This is a genomic window from Clostridium sp. AM43-3BH (assembly GCF_003479985.1).
GTDB lineage: Bacteria > Bacillota > Clostridia > Lachnospirales > Lachnospiraceae > Otoolea > Otoolea fessa.
The window spans coordinates 72,791-89,935 of sequence record NZ_QUIH01000003.1 but is presented as its reverse complement, the minus strand read 5'-3'; the positions used below and the strand labels follow the sequence as shown (position 1 = coordinate 89,935).

Sequence of the window (17,145 nt, the reverse complement as noted above, 5' to 3'; positions counted from 1 at the left end):
TGATGATTTGATTTTTCTATACTATAATAAACATCATACGCTTTAAAGTGCGAAAATCTTTTAGACAATACAGGAGGATGAAACTCATGGGATTTGAATATGTCAGCAAGTTGCCGACCCCGGACGAGATTCGTGCACAGTTTCCACTGGCACCGGAGCTGGCCGCAGAAAAAGCTCGAAAGGACGCTGCTATCCGTGACGTCTTTACAGGCGACAGCGACAAGTTTCTTGTCATCATTGGTCCGTGCTCTGCTGACCGGGAAGATGCGGTTATTGATTATGTAAACCGCCTTGCCAAGGTACAGGAGAAAGTGAAGGACAAACTGATTCTGGTTCCTAGAATCTACACCAACAAACCTAGAACAACCGGTGACGGCTATAAGGGACTTTTACACCAGCCAAATCCGGAAGGTAAGCCAAACTTATACCAGGGTCTGATCGCGATCCGCAAACTTCATATGCGTGTGATCGAAGAAACCGGCTTCTCGACCGCAGACGAGATGCTATACCCGGAGAACCTGACCTACCTTTCCGACGTTATGTCCTATGTTGCAGTCGGCGCACGTTCCGTTGAGAACCAGCAGCACCGCCTCGTTGCCAGCGGCATCGACGTACCGGTCGGCATGAAGAATCCGACCAGCGGCGCACTCTCCGTCATGCTGAACGCCGTACACGCAGCACAGCACGGTCATGAGTTCATCTACCGCAGCTGGGAAGTAAAGACACAGGGCAACCCGCTGACCCACACCATCCTGCGTGGTGCTGTCAACAAGCATGACCAGTGCCTGCCGAACTACCACTACGAAGACCTGAAGCTGCTCTTAGACCTCTACAACGAGCGTGATCTGAAGAATCCGGCCTGTATCATCGATGCAAACCACTCCAACTCCAACAAAAAATACATGGAGCAGATCCGTATCGTCAAGGAAGTACTCCACAGCCGTCGTCACTCCGACGATATCCGTAACTTCGTCAAAGGCGTCATGATCGAGAGCTACATCGAACCAGGCAGCCAGAAAGTCGGCGAACACATCTACGGAAAATCCATCACCGACCCGTGTCTGGGATGGGAGGATTCCGAGCGTCTGCTGTATGAAATGGCTGAAGGATTGTAAAATATAGAAATATGCAGAAAAAAAGTCCGGTGGAAAAGCTCCGCCGGACTTTTTTTCGTTAGGAATTCGGATTTCAAAAAGGTTAAAGGATTAAATCTTTTGTATCATGCATTTATTATGGTTATAGTATATCATGCCTATCTCCAAAATGTTTGTATTCTCTTTAAATAAATTATGAAGAAATTCTTAAGATTCACCATTTCGATGCAATAAAAATCCGATTTGCTGCATTAATGAATATTAGGTTTATTGTTCAATTGATTCACATACATAAAAAGAACAGGTTTCGCCATTAAAAAGCTGTACTCCTGCATACAGAGGCTCTCTATCATATGTATATGTCACACTCTTAATATAAAGAAGCGGAGTTCCCTTCTTAACTTTCATCAGTTTTGCTTCTTCAGCCGTGGCCCGGCATAATTCAATCCGCTTCTCTGAAGAAGCAACTCTTACCTTGGCTTCTTCCTGCAGGCACTCAAACAGAGAATTATCATTAAACTGCTTTTCCAGAAGGAAGGAATATTTTACCGGGAAATAGTTCTTCTCAATGGCTACCGGTTCCCCATCCGCTGTACGCAGACGCGAAATATAAACTACATAGGATCCAGGTTCCAGATTTAACTGTTTTTGAATCTTGTCATCTGCCAGAACCAGCTTATTTTCAAGCATCTGTCCCCCAGGCTTCATATTCATATGACGGCACATTTCTGAAAAGCTCTGGAGATTTTTTATATCCTTCGCGAATTTCTGTCGGCAGATGAAGGTTCCTTTTCCCTGCTTCTTTTCCACAAGGCCCTGGCTCACCAGATCATCCACTGCACGCCGAACTGTGATCCGGCTCACATTGTACTGTTTTGCTAACTCTGCCTCTGCCGGAATTCGTTCCGTTGCATTATAAACCCCATTCTCAATATCTCGTTTCAAACTCTCCACAATCTGTGCATATAATGGAACTATGCTGTTTGGATTTGTATTTATCTCCATACCCTTCTCCTTTTCATTCTTTATAATAATTGAGCCCTACATCTATATAGTCAAAATGATATATAATGTTATATACACTATCATACTATTTGTATTGTTCCATTACAAGCTTTTTTCGTTATTTTAACAAAGAAATTGCATTATTTTTACTCGGTATAAAAAAAAGAAAAAAGCAGACCCACAATAACTACACGATTGCAGGCCTGCTTTCATATTATGTTTTTGTTTTTACATCAACTATTAATAATCAAATTTCCACATATAACGGCGATATGTCATCGGATGCATTCTCACATCTGCCATTGCTGAAATAAACTGCTTGGAAATCGGATGGAACAGAAGTGAATTGAAGTATTCTGCAACACTCTCATCCAGTTCGCCTAAGCCAAGCTTCTCTGCATCGATAACCCAATGATGACCGCCAAACTGATTTAAGAAGCGTTCTGCTCTCTCATCTACCGGTCTTGTTCGTCCAATGCTCTTGAACAGAAGGATGGCAAGATCCTTGTCACAGGTCTCAAAAGCACCGTGGAAATATTCACCAGAATGAATCGGAACACAGTGTACGGTCTGCATCTCCTGAAAGAAGCAGAATGCATCTGAATAGGATACCTCCCAGGCTGCACCACTTGACATTACATTCCATACAGTATCATCTTTGTAGGTCATGGCAAATTTAGCTGCCTCCGCACGCACATCTGTATATGCTTTTCCGTAAATTGTTTCCAGCTTCTCGAATCCTTCCAGAGCCTGATCATATGCCTCATAATTGTCATATTCTTTTAAGAGCCAGAACGCAATCTTTAACGCCGTGCCCTGGCTGTTGTAATGAACTAAGGTTGGATCCTTATACCACTCATCTGCATGATAGTAGGTAATATAATAATCAGCCGTCTGCGCTGTCAGAGAATCTGCATATCCGGATAAACCAACCGTAACGGCGCCTTTTTCTTTTGCCACCTTTAATGCTTCCACGGTTTCTGCCGTTGCCTTAGTGGAGGTTCCAATCACAAGTGTATTCTTATCTACATTCTTCGGAGTTGCATTCACGAACTCACTGCTGTTATATCCCTGAACACGCAGAGAGCTCTCCTGATTTAACAGAAACCGTGCCGGATAAGAGGATGCAAAGGATCCTCCGCAAGCCACGAAAATAACCTGTTTTAATCCGCCATTTTTATCCAGATCTGCTTTGGCTTTTGTCATCACATCGATGACTTCCTGCATACCTTTAATCATAGAATTAATCCTCTCTTTCTTACGTTTTGCCGTATCTTATCCTCTGAGGGCTTTGGTTGCCTGTTCGTCTACCTGATAATGAACTCCATCTGATACAACAACCACACCATAATCTTTTTTCGCTGCCTCTACAGACACCTTTTTCTCAATGACATCCTTTAATACCTTTTCCGGCTCACGCTTCATCGGATCACCATATCCGCCTGCACCAGGAGTTTCAACCCGGATGATATCGCCCTTCTTTAACGGAAAACTGGTTGTCTTGTGTCCCATTTTTGTGATAGTTCCATCCGGAGTTACACGGTAGAATGCACCGGCAGCGCCTTCTTTACCGCCATCTAATCCCCATGGATGGAATTTATGACGATCACCTAATCCGGTATATGCCACATCATCCTGCATCATCTCTAACTCACGCTCGATACCAAGGCCGCCTCTAAACTGGCCGGCACCGCCTGTATCTTCCTTCAGTTCATATTTTCTGGCAAGAATCTTTGTGAACTCCATCTCGGTTGCCTCAATCGGCATATTAGAGGTATTGGTCATGTTTACCTGAACACCAGATAAACCATCTAATCCCTTCGAAGCACCGCCGCCTCCGGCAATAACCTCGTGGAAAATAAACACACTGTCTGTTCCGATTGCACCTTCACCTGCTAAGATGGTGGTGGTACAAGCACCATTACCAGCCGTTACGACGGTATCCGGGAAGATTGGTGCCAATGCTCCGAAAATGGCATCCGGGATTCGCTGCTGGCAGTCAATCTGTGCACCAATCGGACTTGGTTCTGTTGGATTAACGATACAGCCCTTCGGTGCAATGATCTTAATCGCACGGTTAATTCCCTCATTGGCTGGGATATCATCTCCCATTAATGCCTTAATGGAGAAGAATACGGCTGCTTTCGTACAAGGGTACGGCACATTGATCGGTGCTTTAATCTGCTCAGCGGTTCCTGTAAAATCAATTGTCAGGTCATCACCCTTAATGGTAATTTTCACTTTAATCGGAAGCGGATCCGGATATTTGTCGCCGCAGCCATCCACATAATCGGTATAGCTGTATTCTCCATCCGGAAGTTCTGCAACGACTGCACGGACACGGCGCTCCGAATAGCCTACCAGCTCTTTCATGCACTCAATCAAATCGTCCTGATAACGGGCATAAGCTTCCTGAATTCTCTGTACACCGATCAGGTTTGCTGACATCTGTGCGGTCAGGTCGCCCTCTCTTTCCTGTGGAACTCTGGTATTATCAAGAAGAAGGTCCATAACACTCGGAATCAGTTTTCCATTCTGGCGGATACGGATTACCGGAATTCGAATACCTTCCTGGAATAAGCTATCTGCATCTCCGGAGGTAGAACCAGGTACCTTACCACCGATATCTGAATGATGCGCAATATTGGCAATCCAGCCAACCAGTTTATCTCCCACAAAGGCCGGTGCTGCGATTACGATATCCGGCAGATGATTGCCGCCGCCATGATACGGGTCATTGGCAATATACATATCGCCTGGCTGAACATTTTCCTTTCCAAATTTTTCATAAATATTAGGAACTACACTCAGCATTGAGCCTAAAAGTGCAGCTAAACTTTCCACCTGGGCAACACTATTTCCATCCGGATCGATTACTGCAGTACACACGTCGCGACGTTCCTTCATATTAGTAGAATATGCACTGCGGACAATGATTCCATAAGTCTCCTCAGCAATGGACATCAGAAGATTGCGGACAACCTCAACTGTTACGGTATCAATCTGTTTTGCCATCTTACTTCGCCTCCTCATCATGAATCTTTAAGTTGTGATATCCATCTACGTGGATGACCCATCCTTTCGGAACCACTAACGTAGTATCCATCTGTTCGCAGATGCACGGACCAGGAATCGACTGACCCGGAACAAATTTATCTCTTAAATAGACCGGTGTTTCAACATACTCATCACTGTTCTGGAACAGAACCTGACGAACTTCGATCGGTTCTGGAATCGGTGCCTCCGGATGAAGCTCTGCTGCTTTCAGGTCCGGTTTATCGATAACGCCGATAGCGGATACACGATAACTTACAAACTGTACAATCGCATCTTCTTTGCAATAGCCGTAGCTTCTCTTATGCTCTGCATGGAAATCAGCCAGTGCTTTCTTCAAAGTCTCTTCCGTCATCTTTCCTGCCGGAACCGGAATGCTGATCTCAAAGTTCTGACGCTGATAACGCATATCAACGGCAAATTCAAAGTAACGTCTGTCTGCCGGAACACCTTCTTTATCCAGAAGACCGGTTCCCTGCTCTACCATGTTATCAAACTGCTCATTGATGTCATCTAAGTTTCCGGCTTCACCATTCATGATCTTAGTTCTGGATAAGTCGAATTTTGTATCTGCCAGAAGAAGTCCGAGACTACAAAGAGTACCTGGATGCGGCGGAATCAATACTTCCTTCATTCCCAGTTCTTTTGCCACCTCGCATGCATGAAGCGGGCCGGCGCCTCCGAATGCCATCAGGCTAAATTCGCGGACATCATATCCCTTTTCTACGGATACGCTTCGGATTGCACGAACCATGTTGGAATTTACGACTGTGATAATACCGTTCGCTGCACGTTTCATATCCAGATTGGATTTATCACAAATTTTTGTCTTGACAGCGTTTTTAGCCAGTTCAATATCTACATACATTCTGCCGCCAAGAATCTTCTTCTGATTCAGCTTGCCAAGAACAATATTGGCATCTGTTACGCAAGGATTCTCACCGCCGCGCATATAGCAGGCCGGTCCAGGTGTTGCACCCGCACTCTTAGGTCCTACCTTTAAGGCACCGCCTTCATCAATCTTTGCAATGGAACCGCCGCCGGCACCGATGGTAATAATATTAATCATCGGGATTCTGGCCGGATATCCTTCTACATAACGCTCATTCGATACCTGCGGTGTATAATTTTCAATTAAGGAAATATCTGCGCTGGTACCACCCATATCAAAGGTAATAATCTTGTCTGCTTCGCACTGTTTGCCAATATATGCAGCTGCGATAACACCGGCACTCGGTCCGGACAATGCTGTCTTAATCGGGCAGTCGATGGTTTCTTTTATTGAAATGATGGAACCATTGGACTGGGTTACATAGGGCTCTACCTGAATACCAAGCTTCGCAATGGAATCACGGAAATTATTTACATATTTTTCCATAACCGGTCCCAGATAACTATTCATAACCGTTGTACTCATACGGCTGAACTCACGGAACTCCGGTGCCAGTTTACTGGAAATCGTAACGTATGCTTCCGGGAACTCTTCATGAATGATCTCTTCAATTCTTTCTTCATGAACCGGATTAATGAATGAGAACAAAGTACAAACTGCAATTGCTGTCACACCCTGTGCTTTTAAGTATCGAACGACCTCTCTTGTTTCGTTCTCATCCAGCGGAGTCTCAACACTTCCGTCGTAACGGATTCTCTCTGTTACCGTACAGTTTAAACCGGACGGAACCAGTGGATACGGTTTCTGTGCCTGAAGATTGTAAAGAGAAGGACGTCTCTGGGTTCCGATTTCCATCAGATCCTTAAATCCTTTGGTAGTAATAAGGCCAAGGCGGCAACCTTTCTTCTCGATTAATGCGTTCGTTCCTACGGTTGTACCGTGTGCCAGATAACTAACTTCTTCCGGAGCTGCTTTCTTAATCTCTAATACATCCTGAACGCCCTTTACAATTGCTCTGGACGGATCCGCCGGTGTGGAACTATCCTTGTAATTGAACAACTCACCTGTTTCCTGATTAAAAACAGAAAAATCTGTAAACGTTCCTCCAACGTCTACGCCAATCATATATGACATAGTATTTCCTCCTATGTAGTGTATTTTTCAAGCTGCACCTTCCGGGTATGGTCGTTTACCCATCCGGACTTTTCAGGATATTGACATCATACAGTTTATATTGTTATATAACGTCATATCTCCTTTACTGATAACATACTCTTCTTTCCGTCATTTGTCAATACTTTTTCAATCAAAAATTCCATGCTTTTTGAGCCACCTTATGCTCTGTATATCTGCCTGCCTTGGATTAGAGCGATACCTCGGATCATTCTGCTCCAGCGCATACATTCCCTTATATCCAGCTGATTCAAGAATATCCAGATATTCACAGATGGGAAGATCCCCATCCCCAAGGGCCATGTGAACCGCCGGGTGGGAATCATGGAGATGAATATGTGATAATTCTGCTCCATGGGCTAAGTAACGTTCTATCTTCTGGTCCATATAAACCATTTGTCCTATATCCAGCATAGGCTTCATGCTTCCTGAAGGCATAAGGGAAATCATCTCTTTCTGCTGCTCCGGCGTGTTCAGCACGTTCGAAGACAGAGGTGTCAATGTCTCCAGCACAAGTAAAATACCCATTTTCTGAGCCTTTTCTGACAAACGATGCAGGCTCTCTTCGCTCCGCTTCCACGCATCCTCCACTGGTTTGTTGAAATAACCGCATCCAGCTGAAACCAACACCTTTGGGCAGTTCAATATTTCTGCTGCATAAAATGCACGTTCAAAATTGCGTATGCTATATTCACGTATTTTTTCATCTTCTGCTGCCAGATTGACCGGATACTGGCATTGCTCCGGCGTGATACAGCATACTGAAAGCTCACGGCTCCGAATCTGAGCAGCTTTTTCTTTCAGCTGCGCTTCGTCCATCGTATCCAGACAGAAGGACGGACCTGCTGCCCAGAGTTCCACATTTTGCATTCCCAGTAAAACAGCCGTATCCAGAAAGTACTCGAACGGATACCGCAGATACTGATAGCTCCCCAGTGCAAATCGTTCCTTTGATATCTGCACCATGACCCTCACTTCCTTTTTTATTTTTGTTTTTATAATTCTCTGTAAATCCGGTCATGCTCAGACTTCGGTACCGGCACACCGTCTCCAAAGGCACCATTCTTCAAGCAGGTTCCTGCTGAAAATACAGCTGCCGCTTTCAATGCCTCCGGAAGTATCTCTGCCCTTATCTCACTGTTTTTCCAGCTTCCCTCCGGTTGTGTTTCCAGCTTTTTCAAGATGGTAATCAGCATAGCAGTGGCAAAGCTGTCTCCGGCTCCCATGGTATCCACCGGAGTGACATAATCCGGCAGCTGGCAATAAAACCGCTCCCCATCAAAAACCGTTGCTCCCTTACTTCCACGGGTAGCTGTCACCACACTGCATCCCTTTTCATACAGCTTCCGGCACAGTTTTTCTGTCTCCTCATCATTCAGATCACTACAGGATAGAAATGCAAAATCAATATATGGGCATACACGTTCCACCCTGTCTTCCTCATTCCAGCGATACGAAAAATCATAGCTTACCAAGGGAGAAAGTCCATGCAGGGCTGGAAGCAGCCCATCGGTAAACCCATTGTTGGTTGTATGAATCAAATTAAAACCATCCGCATATTCCAAATCCTCTTTTTCCAGATAAATTGGATGCTGCTGCAGAACACCACCTTTATTGCTTCCTTTAAATACACGATCTCCATCTACAAGGGTTACTCTGGCAAAGCCATTTTCTCCTTCATAGATGCGGCAATGACTGTGTCCGACTCCGTGTGCATCTAAAGATGCCTGCACGTGATCCGCTACTGCATCCTTTCCAAATACTCCCATAAAATCCGATTCTGCTCCCAGCATTCTTGCATATACCGCAAAATTTACTGCCTGACCACCCGGATACATGGTTCCGGTATGCAGATATACATCACACACATTATCTCCAAGACCTAATACTTTCAGCATTTTCTGTTTCCTCCTGTATTTTTATCGATTGAATTTGTTTTGAAACGAAAAGCGGCCGCCTGGAAGAGGCCGCCATTCCCTGGCAGTTCTGTCCCAAGCGGCAGCATTATTCTTAATTTAAATTTTACTTATTTATTAAACTGACGAGTCTGATCATAAAGATCCTTGGTTGTAAAGAAGCCTTCATCCTGAAGCTCTTTTCCTAACGGTTCTGCTGCATCAATAAATGCCTGGCGATCAATGTCACAGAATGTTACGCCGCCTTCGTTAATTAACCACTCTTTATCTTCCTCCCACTTGTCGAGAGTTCTTTCAGAATGATGAGAAGCTACCTGTGCTGCTGCATCAGAAATTACTTTCTGATCTTCTTCCGATAAGCTGTTCCAGAACTGAGTGGAGAAGCAGATCTGCTCAACCGGATATGCGTAATCCACATCTGCTACATATTTTGCAGACTCATAGAGGCCTGCAGAACGATAGGAGTCTTTCGAACACTCACCACCGTCAACTACGCCCTGCATTAAAGCAAATGGATATTCGGACCAGGCAACTACAACCGGTGTTGCTCCCATCGCTCTCGCATTTTTCTCAAAGATCGGAAGGTTCGGAATACGATATTTCATGCCAACCATATCTTTCGGGCTCTTGATCTCTTTGTTTGCAAAGAAGATACGCGGATTCTTCTGGAATTCGAAGTTTACTACGTGAATTCCCTGATTATCCAGGCTCTCCCAGATTGGATCTGCCACATCACTCTTTAAGTAATTAATCATGGAATCGTAATTGTTAAATGCAAATGCCATGGAAAGAATGTTTAAATCAGATTCATAAGTTGCCAGGGTATCTAAGGCACACATCATGCCCTCCTGCAGTCCTACCTGAAGGTTCTCCAGCATCGTGGTCTCATTGCCAAGCTGCTCTGCGGGATAAAACTCAAAGTAATATCTGTCACCGATCTTATCATTTACCAGATCACAGAACTCTTCACAGGACTGCGGTGCCGGCTCTCCGATGGCTCCGGAGTTACCGAATTTGACAACCTTAGCTCCAGCCGGAGCCGGTTTTGTTTCTACTGTATCAGCTCCTCCTTCAGTCTTATCGGTGGTCTGTGCGGAGGCCTGCTCCGATGTGGTTGTCTGTGCAGTGGACGATCCACAGCCTGCTAATGTGCCTACTGCCATGGCTGCCGTCAGGACAAGTGCAATTTTTTTCTTCATAAACTTTCCTCCTTAAATTGTGTACTTTATACTATCTTAATCTCTTACTCTTACATGGATCCTAACAGTCTCGGAAGGAACATGGTCAGCGGCTCCCAGAATGTTGTAATCATCAGTGTAATAAACATCGGGATCAGAAACTGTACCGTATATTTCAGTGCAGTTTCAAATTTATTACCGGTCGCCTTCGCTGTTACAAACAACGCTGGTGCCATCGGCGGAGTGATTAATCCAAGTGTTACATTCAGTACGGCCATAACACCCATCTGAACATAGCTCATACCAAGAGCCGTTGCCAGATTCATAAGAAGCGGTGCCACCATAATCAAAATCTGCATGGAACCAATAAAGCAGCCCAGGAATAATAACATTGCATTTAATACTAAAAGAATGATGATTTTATTTCCTAAGGACATCAGAAGAGTTGTCATAAAACCAATCAGACCACTGGTTACAATTACCCAGTTAAATACAAGACCGGTTGCACACAGACACATGGACATACCCGCGCTGGCTAATGTATCCTTTAATGCCTTTGTCAGCATCTTAAAGCTGAAACGTTTTAAGCAGATAGCCAGGATGACGCAATACATAGCTGCTACAACGGAACACTCTGTAGGAGTAAAGATACCGGTCATAATGCCAAGTACCAGGATAGCCGGGCCACCCAGTGCCGGAAGTGATGTATACAGAGAGTGGAATCGCTCGCCCCAGGATGCCTTCGGTGCCCGCGGGCAGGCAATGTGCTGGGTTTTCACTGCAATCGGAATCCAGATCATCATGGCCACGCCCATCAGGACACCCGGTCCCATACCAGCCTGGAACATAGCCAGTGTGGAGGTCTGGCTTAAGAATGCCCAGACAACGAAGTTGATGGACGGCGGAATAATCGGTCCGATACCTGCGGATGCTGCCGTTACTGCTACTGAGAAGTCTGGATCGTATCCGGCTTTTGACATCGCACTTACCTCAATGGTTCCAAGTCCTCCGGCATCTGCCAGAGCGGAACCGGACATTCCGGCAAATACCATGGAAGATAATACATTGGCATGTGCAAGTCCTCCCGGGAGATGACCGATCCATTTTTCAAACATTCCAAATAGTCGGTCCGTTAGTCCCACTTCATTCATAAAGCATCCTACAAAGAGGAATGCCGGTAATGCCAGCATGTTGAAATCAGCCAGGGAGTTTGCTGTTTTCTGTGCAAACATAACAAATGATTGATGGTTAAATACAATGAATTCAAACGCTGAAGCCAGCATTGCGTATGCAATCGGTACTTCCAGAAGAATTAATACCACAAAGGTGATAAAATAGACGGCTAAATAGGGATCCAGATTAGTCAAGAAGACCGCCTCCTTCCTTTTCTACCGGTACACAGATGGATTCATCTCCGGTAATTACAAATGCGATTGCCTTATATGCAGACATTACCAGCATAATCACTCCCATCACCAGAACCGGCAATGCATAGTAATAACCCTTGCTGATAGGAAGTCCTCCAACGGGAGGCATCTTCTTCTGCATCTGAAACAGCTGCCAGGATGCCGGAATATAAACCCAGCTTATCACAACAATCAAAAAGTTCGTAAATGTAAACATTCCTCTGCGAAATGCCTTTGGCATACGGTTCATGATAAACTCCAGAACTGCATGACCATTGTCCCAATAAACGGTACACCATCCAAGACACATGGACCATATCATCAACGCTGTTACACATTCATCAATTCCGTATATAGGGTGCTTAAATATAAAACGCATCAATACCTGAAGGAACAATAGTGCCATAAAAGCGAATATCATGTATCCGGTAAATACTTCCACCACACTATTCGCTTTATCCATAGCCTTACCAATTGAATAGATACTTTTCTTCATACTCTAATTGCCGCGCTTCGCTGCTGCGAATACGTACTCTCCTTCCTTTAAAATTAATTTCTATCATATAATGTCATGTGCTATAAGGGGTTCCTGGTTTTCTCTGCTCTGGCCGACCTATCCATTCAAATACTCGTCCAGATCCCCTTATATTATAATACCTTCAAAGACATCATATATCGTTATGTTATTTTTACCATACTTTGATTCATTTTGCAAGTATAAATTTATTTTTCATCGTCGCTTTTTATATTATCATAGGTTTTCTCCTTTCTTTTTTGTAAATTTTGCCAACTTTTGATTCATTTGCGTTATTATACGCAAAAAGTGGAACTCTCTCCTTCGTTGGAGAGCAGTTCCACTTTCATCTTATAACATTATATAATCTTTTGATGTCTCTCATTCTAACACTGCATCTTTTTATTGTCAAGCCTCTCTTTTAAAAAAACAAGAATAAAAAATAGGAGGTTCATGCTTCCCAACAAAAAGCTAAAGAGAATCAAGAATTCCGGGTAAAACAGATCGCACAGCTTCCCCCCTGCCATGTTTGCACATACGGTTCCGATCACACTGCTGATGGTTAGACCAATGGAAATACTAAAGCTTTTCAGACGTTCATCCGATGTTTCCGCAAAACACTCTACGCTGGCACTCATATAAAGGGCAAAACTGACGGACTGAAGAATCTGCCCCAGATAAAGAGACCACTCACCCGAAAAAAGCTGAAAGCAAATCGGACGAAGCAGGTTTGTGCCCAAAGCTGCTGCCATCCCCCAGAGGGCCGGATAGGTTTTCTTTTTTCCAATATAGGCTAACAAAAGCAGACTCAAAAACTCTACTGCAGCTCCTATTCCACAAACATTTCCAAATAATTCCGCATCTCCTCCACGCTCCGCAATAATCAATGACAGGAAGCTGCCAACTGGCCGATGACTGAACCAATAAAGAGTGCTTATTGTTAAACAAAACAAAAAACGACGGCTTTTTACCAATTGCTGAAACGCCTGAACAAACGAAAGACTTTTCTCTGCCTCCCCTTTCTTTCGATGATTGCCAAGCCTGGTATCCGGAAGCAGGATGAGAAATGGAATCATCATAAGAAATAAAAGAATCTGCATCTGAAAATAACGATTCCATCCCCAGTGTTTGAAATAAAATCCTCCAATCACTGACATCACTGCAAATCCAATGGAACCACCGGCACGAATCCGGCTGTATATCAATCCCGGATAACTTTCCTTACTTAAATTAACCCAGGCATCCATCAGCTGACTAAAGGGATAGGCCAATCCGGCTGCCAGAACCAGCCCCGGCAGAAGCAGCCATGACTGGTTCATGAATTTTGTGCAAAAAGCACACACCATTGATACGATACCGATACAAACTAAAAGGTATCTTCTGGTGGGCAGAAATGTATCTGTTATATAGCCTCCCACCGGTTCCATCAAAAGATTGGCCAAAAATGTCAAACTGGTAATAATTCCGCAGACTGTGGCGCTATAGCCCTGCTCTGTTAAAAACAAAACGATGAAACTCGAAAAGACACAATAGACCGCATAATAAATAAAATAAGCCGAAAAAAACAGAACAGTACAGCTCCTTTTCCCTTTCACTAATGTATCTTTTCCCGCCCCAGTCATAACAAAACCAAAGGAATAACCGCCAGCGATAATCTCTGATTAAAAATACAGTTTCCATCCTGCCAGCCTTCCTCGTAAAAGCAAGCAATCGCATCCTTTCCTGCAAGATCCGATGCTCCCCCTTCTTCTGCTATCATAAGTCCATCGTTCCATGTAACACCATCATCTTTACTAAGCCGAATCGTGAGCTTCTGACGAGCGTCAAGACTCCAGCGAACAGACTCTCCCTGTTTCTGCCGTTCCAGCGCCGGTTCATCTCCATAGGCACAATTAACAAAAGCCATCTTCCCATCTGACAGTGACAAAAGAGCGCCTCCACAGATTGGATCCGGAAGTTCTTGATTTAACCAGGGTTCTCCCCAGCGTATAGTATCTTCCCCATCTATCTCTTTTTTGCTTTCACAAAAAGCTCTTCTTCTGACTCCCGGAATTTCATGGCGCATGGTTGCAAGCAGTGTTCCATCACTCCGTTCTGCCACGGAGCTTTCTGTGGGATCGCCAACCCCGTTTCCCGCCGGAACTACACTGCTGCATCTCCATGTTTTTCCTTGATCCTGACTGGATAGACATGCAAAACAAGCTGGGAGATGGGCATTTTCCCCACGGCTCAGCCACAATGGAAGTATCAGTGTCCCATCTTTTTTGCTTATTCCATGACCAGGTGCAATCGCCCACAATGTAACCGGCCATTCTTTCCGGAATCCGTCAATCAGGGATGTCAACTCCCTTTCCGTTCCAAATGAAACACCATTATCATCGCTTTCTTTCAAAAATAATCTCTTATAATCCTGACACCAGAAAAAATAGAGCTTTCCCTCCGCTGCTGCTATTAACAAGGGATTATGAATCAGCTCATCGTCTTTGGGAGAAACCATCGTAACCCGCTCGCCGATTGGCTCTATCGTTTCACCTATCATGCGATATCTTCTTAAAAACAGAGTTCGGCTGTTTCCTCCACCTTTTCTTCCTTCATAGGTCAGGAGCAAATCCCCATTGGAGGCTGTCACGATTCCCGGTACGCGATAGGAATCAAAACCATGCTCATTATTTTCTTCTACCACAATCCGGGTATATTTTTTTTCTGCCATATGGTCCTCCTATCTTACTTCTCCAGTGAAAAAGAACAGTCATATTGTTTTACATATTTATCCATTCCGGAGGCTGAATATAATACCATCGTACAGCAGCTGCCAAAATCACCGGTACGCACTACGACTTTGGCCTTCTGCATCGTTTCCGTTAAGCGATCCTGGCTGATGGTTCCGCCAGGCAGCTGCGGCAGCAGCGACTGAATCTTTTGATACATAGCATCATTATACTGGGGCATTAACTCAAACACTTCGTAACGCTCTGCCACCAGGTCGTTCATGATTGCGCACATCGTCTGTTCAAGGGTTGGAACTCCTCTTATCAGTGACACATCAATTACATTGCAGCCATCCGGAATCGGCATATTAGCATCACAAATCACAATTGCATCCTTATGGCGGGCCGTGGCTAATGCATATCCAAGCTCTGCGTTAATCACCGTGTTCTTAATCATATACTACTTCCTCCTTTTTGCAGCATTATGTTATATAATGTCATTACGTTATATGATAAGTATAGAGGAAAGAACAAAAAAGTCAATGCTTTCGATAAAATATGGCATAAAAAGAACGGACTCTGTCACATCTTGTACAGAATCCGTTCTTTTTCAATTTTTTATGGACTAAATATTCTTAAACAGATCACAGAAATCAAAGGTCGCAAAATAATCCTTCGGTGTCTCTGCCCGGCGGATCATCTCCACGGAACCATCCTCTTTCAGGAGCAGTTCAGCCGAACGCAGCTTTCCGTTGTAGTTGTAGCCCATCGAAAAACCATGTGCGCCGGTATCATGGATGACAAGGATATCGCCCATATCAATCTTCGGAAGCATCCGGTCAATCGCAAATTTATCATTGTTCTCGCACAGGGAACCGGTTACATCGTATTTGTGGTCGCACGGCTCGTTCTCTTTTCCCATGACCGTGATGTGATGGTATGCGCCGTACATCGCCGGGCGCATCAGGTTGACTGCACACGCGTCCACACCGATATACTCTTTGTAGGTGTGTTTCTCATGGATTGCCGTTGTCACAAGGCAGCCATACGGCGCCAGCATGAAACGTCCCATCTCTGTATAAAGCGCTACATCGCCCATGCCAGCCGGAACCAGAACTTCCTCATAAACCTTGCGGACGCCCTCGCCGATTGCAAAGATATCGTTCGGCTCCTGATCCGGGCGGTAAGGAATGCCAACGCCACCAGACAGGTTGATAAATTTAATATCTGCGCCAGTCTCTTCTTTCAGCTTGACCGCCACCTCAAATAATACCTTCGCAAGCATCGGATAATACTCATTTGTAACCGTATTGCTTGCAAGGAAGGCATGGATACCGAAATGTTTCGCACCTTTTGCTTTCAACACCTTGAATGCCTCAAATAACTGCTCGGTTGTCATACCGTATTTCGCATCGCCTGGGTTGTCCATGATATCATTGCTGATCTTGAACAGTCCGCCCGGATTGTAACGGCAGCTGATCGTCTCCGGAATATAACCGATCGTCTTCTCCAGGAAATCAATGTGCGTAAAATCATCAAGGTTGATGATCGCGCCCAGCTCGGCAGCCATCTTGAACTCCTCCGGCGGTGTATCGTTGGAGGAGAACATGATCTTCTCGCCATCGTACTTCATCGCCTTTGCCATCATAAGCTCTGTCAGCGAAGAGCAGTCCACGCCGCATCCAAGTTTCTTTAAAATATCAATTACAAATGGATTCGGTGTTGCCTTTACAGCAAAATACTCTCTGAATCCCTTGTTCCAGGAAAATGCACGCATCAGGCGCTCGCCATTCTCGCGGATTCCCTTTTCATCATACAGGTGGAACGGTGTCGGGTATGTTTTCTTGATCTCCTCCAGCTGCTCCCGTGTTACAAATGGTTTCTTCTCCACTTTTACATCCTCCGAACTAAAATCTACATATAAAACTAAAAAGTCTGGACTACCGGGAACATACACTACTCCCGGCACGCCCAGACTCCTTTGTCCTGCTACTATTTATACACCAAAAACCGTGTTTTATCAACTGATTTCCCGAAAAACGCCCACAAATGGGCGGTATTTGTTACTGTTCACGCATACGTGCCCAGTAACGGAATTTGCCGTGGCTTCGCATTTAAATACGGCAAATTCCTGCTGCCACCACGTTTTCTTACGGCACTTTCGGTTCCAAAAGTGCCTACCTGTGAACAGTAACTGGTATTTTT

General features: G+C 44.7%; 14 protein-coding genes. 1 reads left to right on the top strand and 13 read right to left on the bottom strand.

Annotation, left to right across the window (positions count from 1 at the left end; all coding sequences use genetic code 11):
- Positions 1-86 precede the first annotated feature (86 nt).
- The gene (locus tag DW931_RS06125) at positions 87-1,115 is read left to right on the top strand and encodes a 3-deoxy-7-phosphoheptulonate synthase (protein ID WP_107000329.1); all 1,029 of its coding nucleotides are present in this window, start codon (positions 87-89) and stop codon (positions 1,113-1,115) included.
- A gap of 246 nt (positions 1,116-1,361) precedes the next feature.
- On the opposite strand, the gene DW931_RS06120 is transcribed toward DW931_RS06125, so the two are convergent.
- The 13 genes from DW931_RS06120 to DW931_RS06060 form a co-directional block, all read right to left on the bottom strand.
- Complete coding sequence (locus DW931_RS06120; RefSeq protein ID WP_118467923.1) at positions 1,362-2,099, bottom strand: GntR family transcriptional regulator; 738 nt, start codon at positions 2,097-2,099, stop codon at positions 1,362-1,364.
- 240 nt (positions 2,100-2,339) lie between these two features.
- Positions 2,340-3,338, bottom strand: coding sequence for an SIS domain-containing protein (locus DW931_RS06115; protein ID WP_118467921.1), 999 nt, complete (start codon positions 3,336-3,338; stop codon positions 2,340-2,342).
- Positions 3,339-3,374: 36 nt separating this feature from the next.
- Entirely contained in the window at positions 3,375-5,114 is a 1,740-nt protein-coding gene (locus DW931_RS06110; RefSeq protein WP_118467920.1) for a hydantoinase B/oxoprolinase family protein, read from the bottom strand.
- A 1-nt stretch (position 5,115) separates the two neighbouring features.
- A complete protein-coding gene (locus tag DW931_RS06105) occupies positions 5,116-7,179 on the bottom strand; it encodes a hydantoinase/oxoprolinase family protein (protein WP_118467918.1) in 2,064 nt (687 codons plus the stop codon).
- A 168-nt stretch (positions 7,180-7,347) separates the two neighbouring features.
- Complete coding sequence (locus DW931_RS06100) at positions 7,348-8,184, bottom strand: sugar phosphate isomerase/epimerase family protein (protein WP_118467916.1); 837 nt, start codon at positions 8,182-8,184, stop codon at positions 7,348-7,350.
- Positions 8,185-8,213: 29 nt separating this feature from the next.
- A complete protein-coding gene (locus tag DW931_RS06095) occupies positions 8,214-9,116 on the bottom strand; it encodes a fructoselysine 6-kinase (protein WP_118467914.1) in 903 nt (300 codons plus the stop codon).
- Positions 9,117-9,244: 128 nt separating this feature from the next.
- Entirely contained in the window at positions 9,245-10,333 is a 1,089-nt protein-coding gene (gene dctP / locus DW931_RS06090; protein ID WP_118467912.1) for a TRAP transporter substrate-binding protein DctP, read from the bottom strand.
- Between the two features lie 50 nt (positions 10,334-10,383).
- Positions 10,384-11,679, bottom strand: coding sequence for a TRAP transporter large permease (locus DW931_RS06085; RefSeq protein WP_118467911.1), 1,296 nt, complete (start codon positions 11,677-11,679; stop codon positions 10,384-10,386).
- Complete coding sequence (locus DW931_RS06080) at positions 11,672-12,124, bottom strand: TRAP transporter small permease subunit (RefSeq protein ID WP_270224273.1); 453 nt, start codon at positions 12,122-12,124, stop codon at positions 11,672-11,674. The genes DW931_RS06085 and DW931_RS06080 overlap by 8 nt, the downstream gene beginning before the upstream one ends.
- 494 nt (positions 12,125-12,618) lie before the next feature.
- Entirely contained in the window at positions 12,619-13,854 is a 1,236-nt protein-coding gene (locus tag DW931_RS06075) for an MFS transporter (protein ID WP_118467907.1), read from the bottom strand.
- Positions 13,851-14,942: a sialidase family protein gene (locus tag DW931_RS06070; protein WP_118472096.1), complete on the bottom strand. Its 1,092-nt coding sequence runs from the start codon at positions 14,940-14,942 to the stop codon at positions 13,851-13,853. Before DW931_RS06070 ends, DW931_RS06075 begins: the two co-directional genes overlap by 4 nt.
- Before the next feature lie 14 nt (positions 14,943-14,956).
- Positions 14,957-15,397, bottom strand: a complete 441-nt coding sequence (locus DW931_RS06065) for an RbsD/FucU domain-containing protein (protein WP_118472097.1) — start codon at positions 15,395-15,397, stop codon at positions 14,957-14,959.
- A 168-nt stretch (positions 15,398-15,565) separates the two neighbouring features.
- Positions 15,566-16,831, bottom strand: a complete 1,266-nt coding sequence (locus DW931_RS06060; RefSeq protein WP_118467901.1) for a diaminopimelate decarboxylase — start codon at positions 16,829-16,831, stop codon at positions 15,566-15,568.
- Positions 16,832-17,145 lie beyond the last annotated feature (314 nt).

Coding starts and splice junctions, on each gene's coding strand:
- DW931_RS06100 (WP_118467916.1), bottom strand. CDS start 8,184: ATGGTGCAGATATCAAAGGAACGATTTGCACTGGGGAGCTATCAGTAT.
- DW931_RS06095 (WP_118467914.1), bottom strand. CDS start 9,116: ATGCTGAAAGTATTAGGTCTTGGAGATAATGTGTGTGATGTATATCTG.
- DW931_RS06120 (WP_118467923.1), bottom strand. CDS start 2,099: ATGGAGATAAATACAAATCCAAACAGCATAGTTCCATTATATGCACAG.
- DW931_RS06115 (WP_118467921.1), bottom strand. CDS start 3,338: ATGATTAAAGGTATGCAGGAAGTCATCGATGTGATGACAAAAGCCAAA.
- DW931_RS06075 (WP_118467907.1), bottom strand. CDS start 13,854: ATGACTGGGGCGGGAAAAGATACATTAGTGAAAGGGAAAAGGAGCTGT.
- DW931_RS06125 (WP_107000329.1), top strand. CDS start 87: ATGGGATTTGAATATGTCAGCAAGTTGCCGACCCCGGACGAGATTCGT.
- DW931_RS06105 (WP_118467918.1), bottom strand. CDS start 7,179: ATGTCATATATGATTGGCGTAGACGTTGGAGGAACGTTTACAGATTTT.
- dctP (WP_118467912.1), bottom strand. CDS start 10,333: ATGAAGAAAAAAATTGCACTTGTCCTGACGGCAGCCATGGCAGTAGGC.
- DW931_RS06080 (WP_270224273.1), bottom strand. CDS start 12,124: ATGGCACTATTGTTCCTTCAGGTATTGATGCGTTTTATATTTAAGCAC.
- DW931_RS06070 (WP_118472096.1), bottom strand. CDS start 14,942: ATGGCAGAAAAAAAATATACCCGGATTGTGGTAGAAGAAAATAATGAG.
- DW931_RS06110 (WP_118467920.1), bottom strand. CDS start 5,114: ATGGCAAAACAGATTGATACCGTAACAGTTGAGGTTGTCCGCAATCTT.
- DW931_RS06065 (WP_118472097.1), bottom strand. CDS start 15,397: ATGATTAAGAACACGGTGATTAACGCAGAGCTTGGATATGCATTAGCC.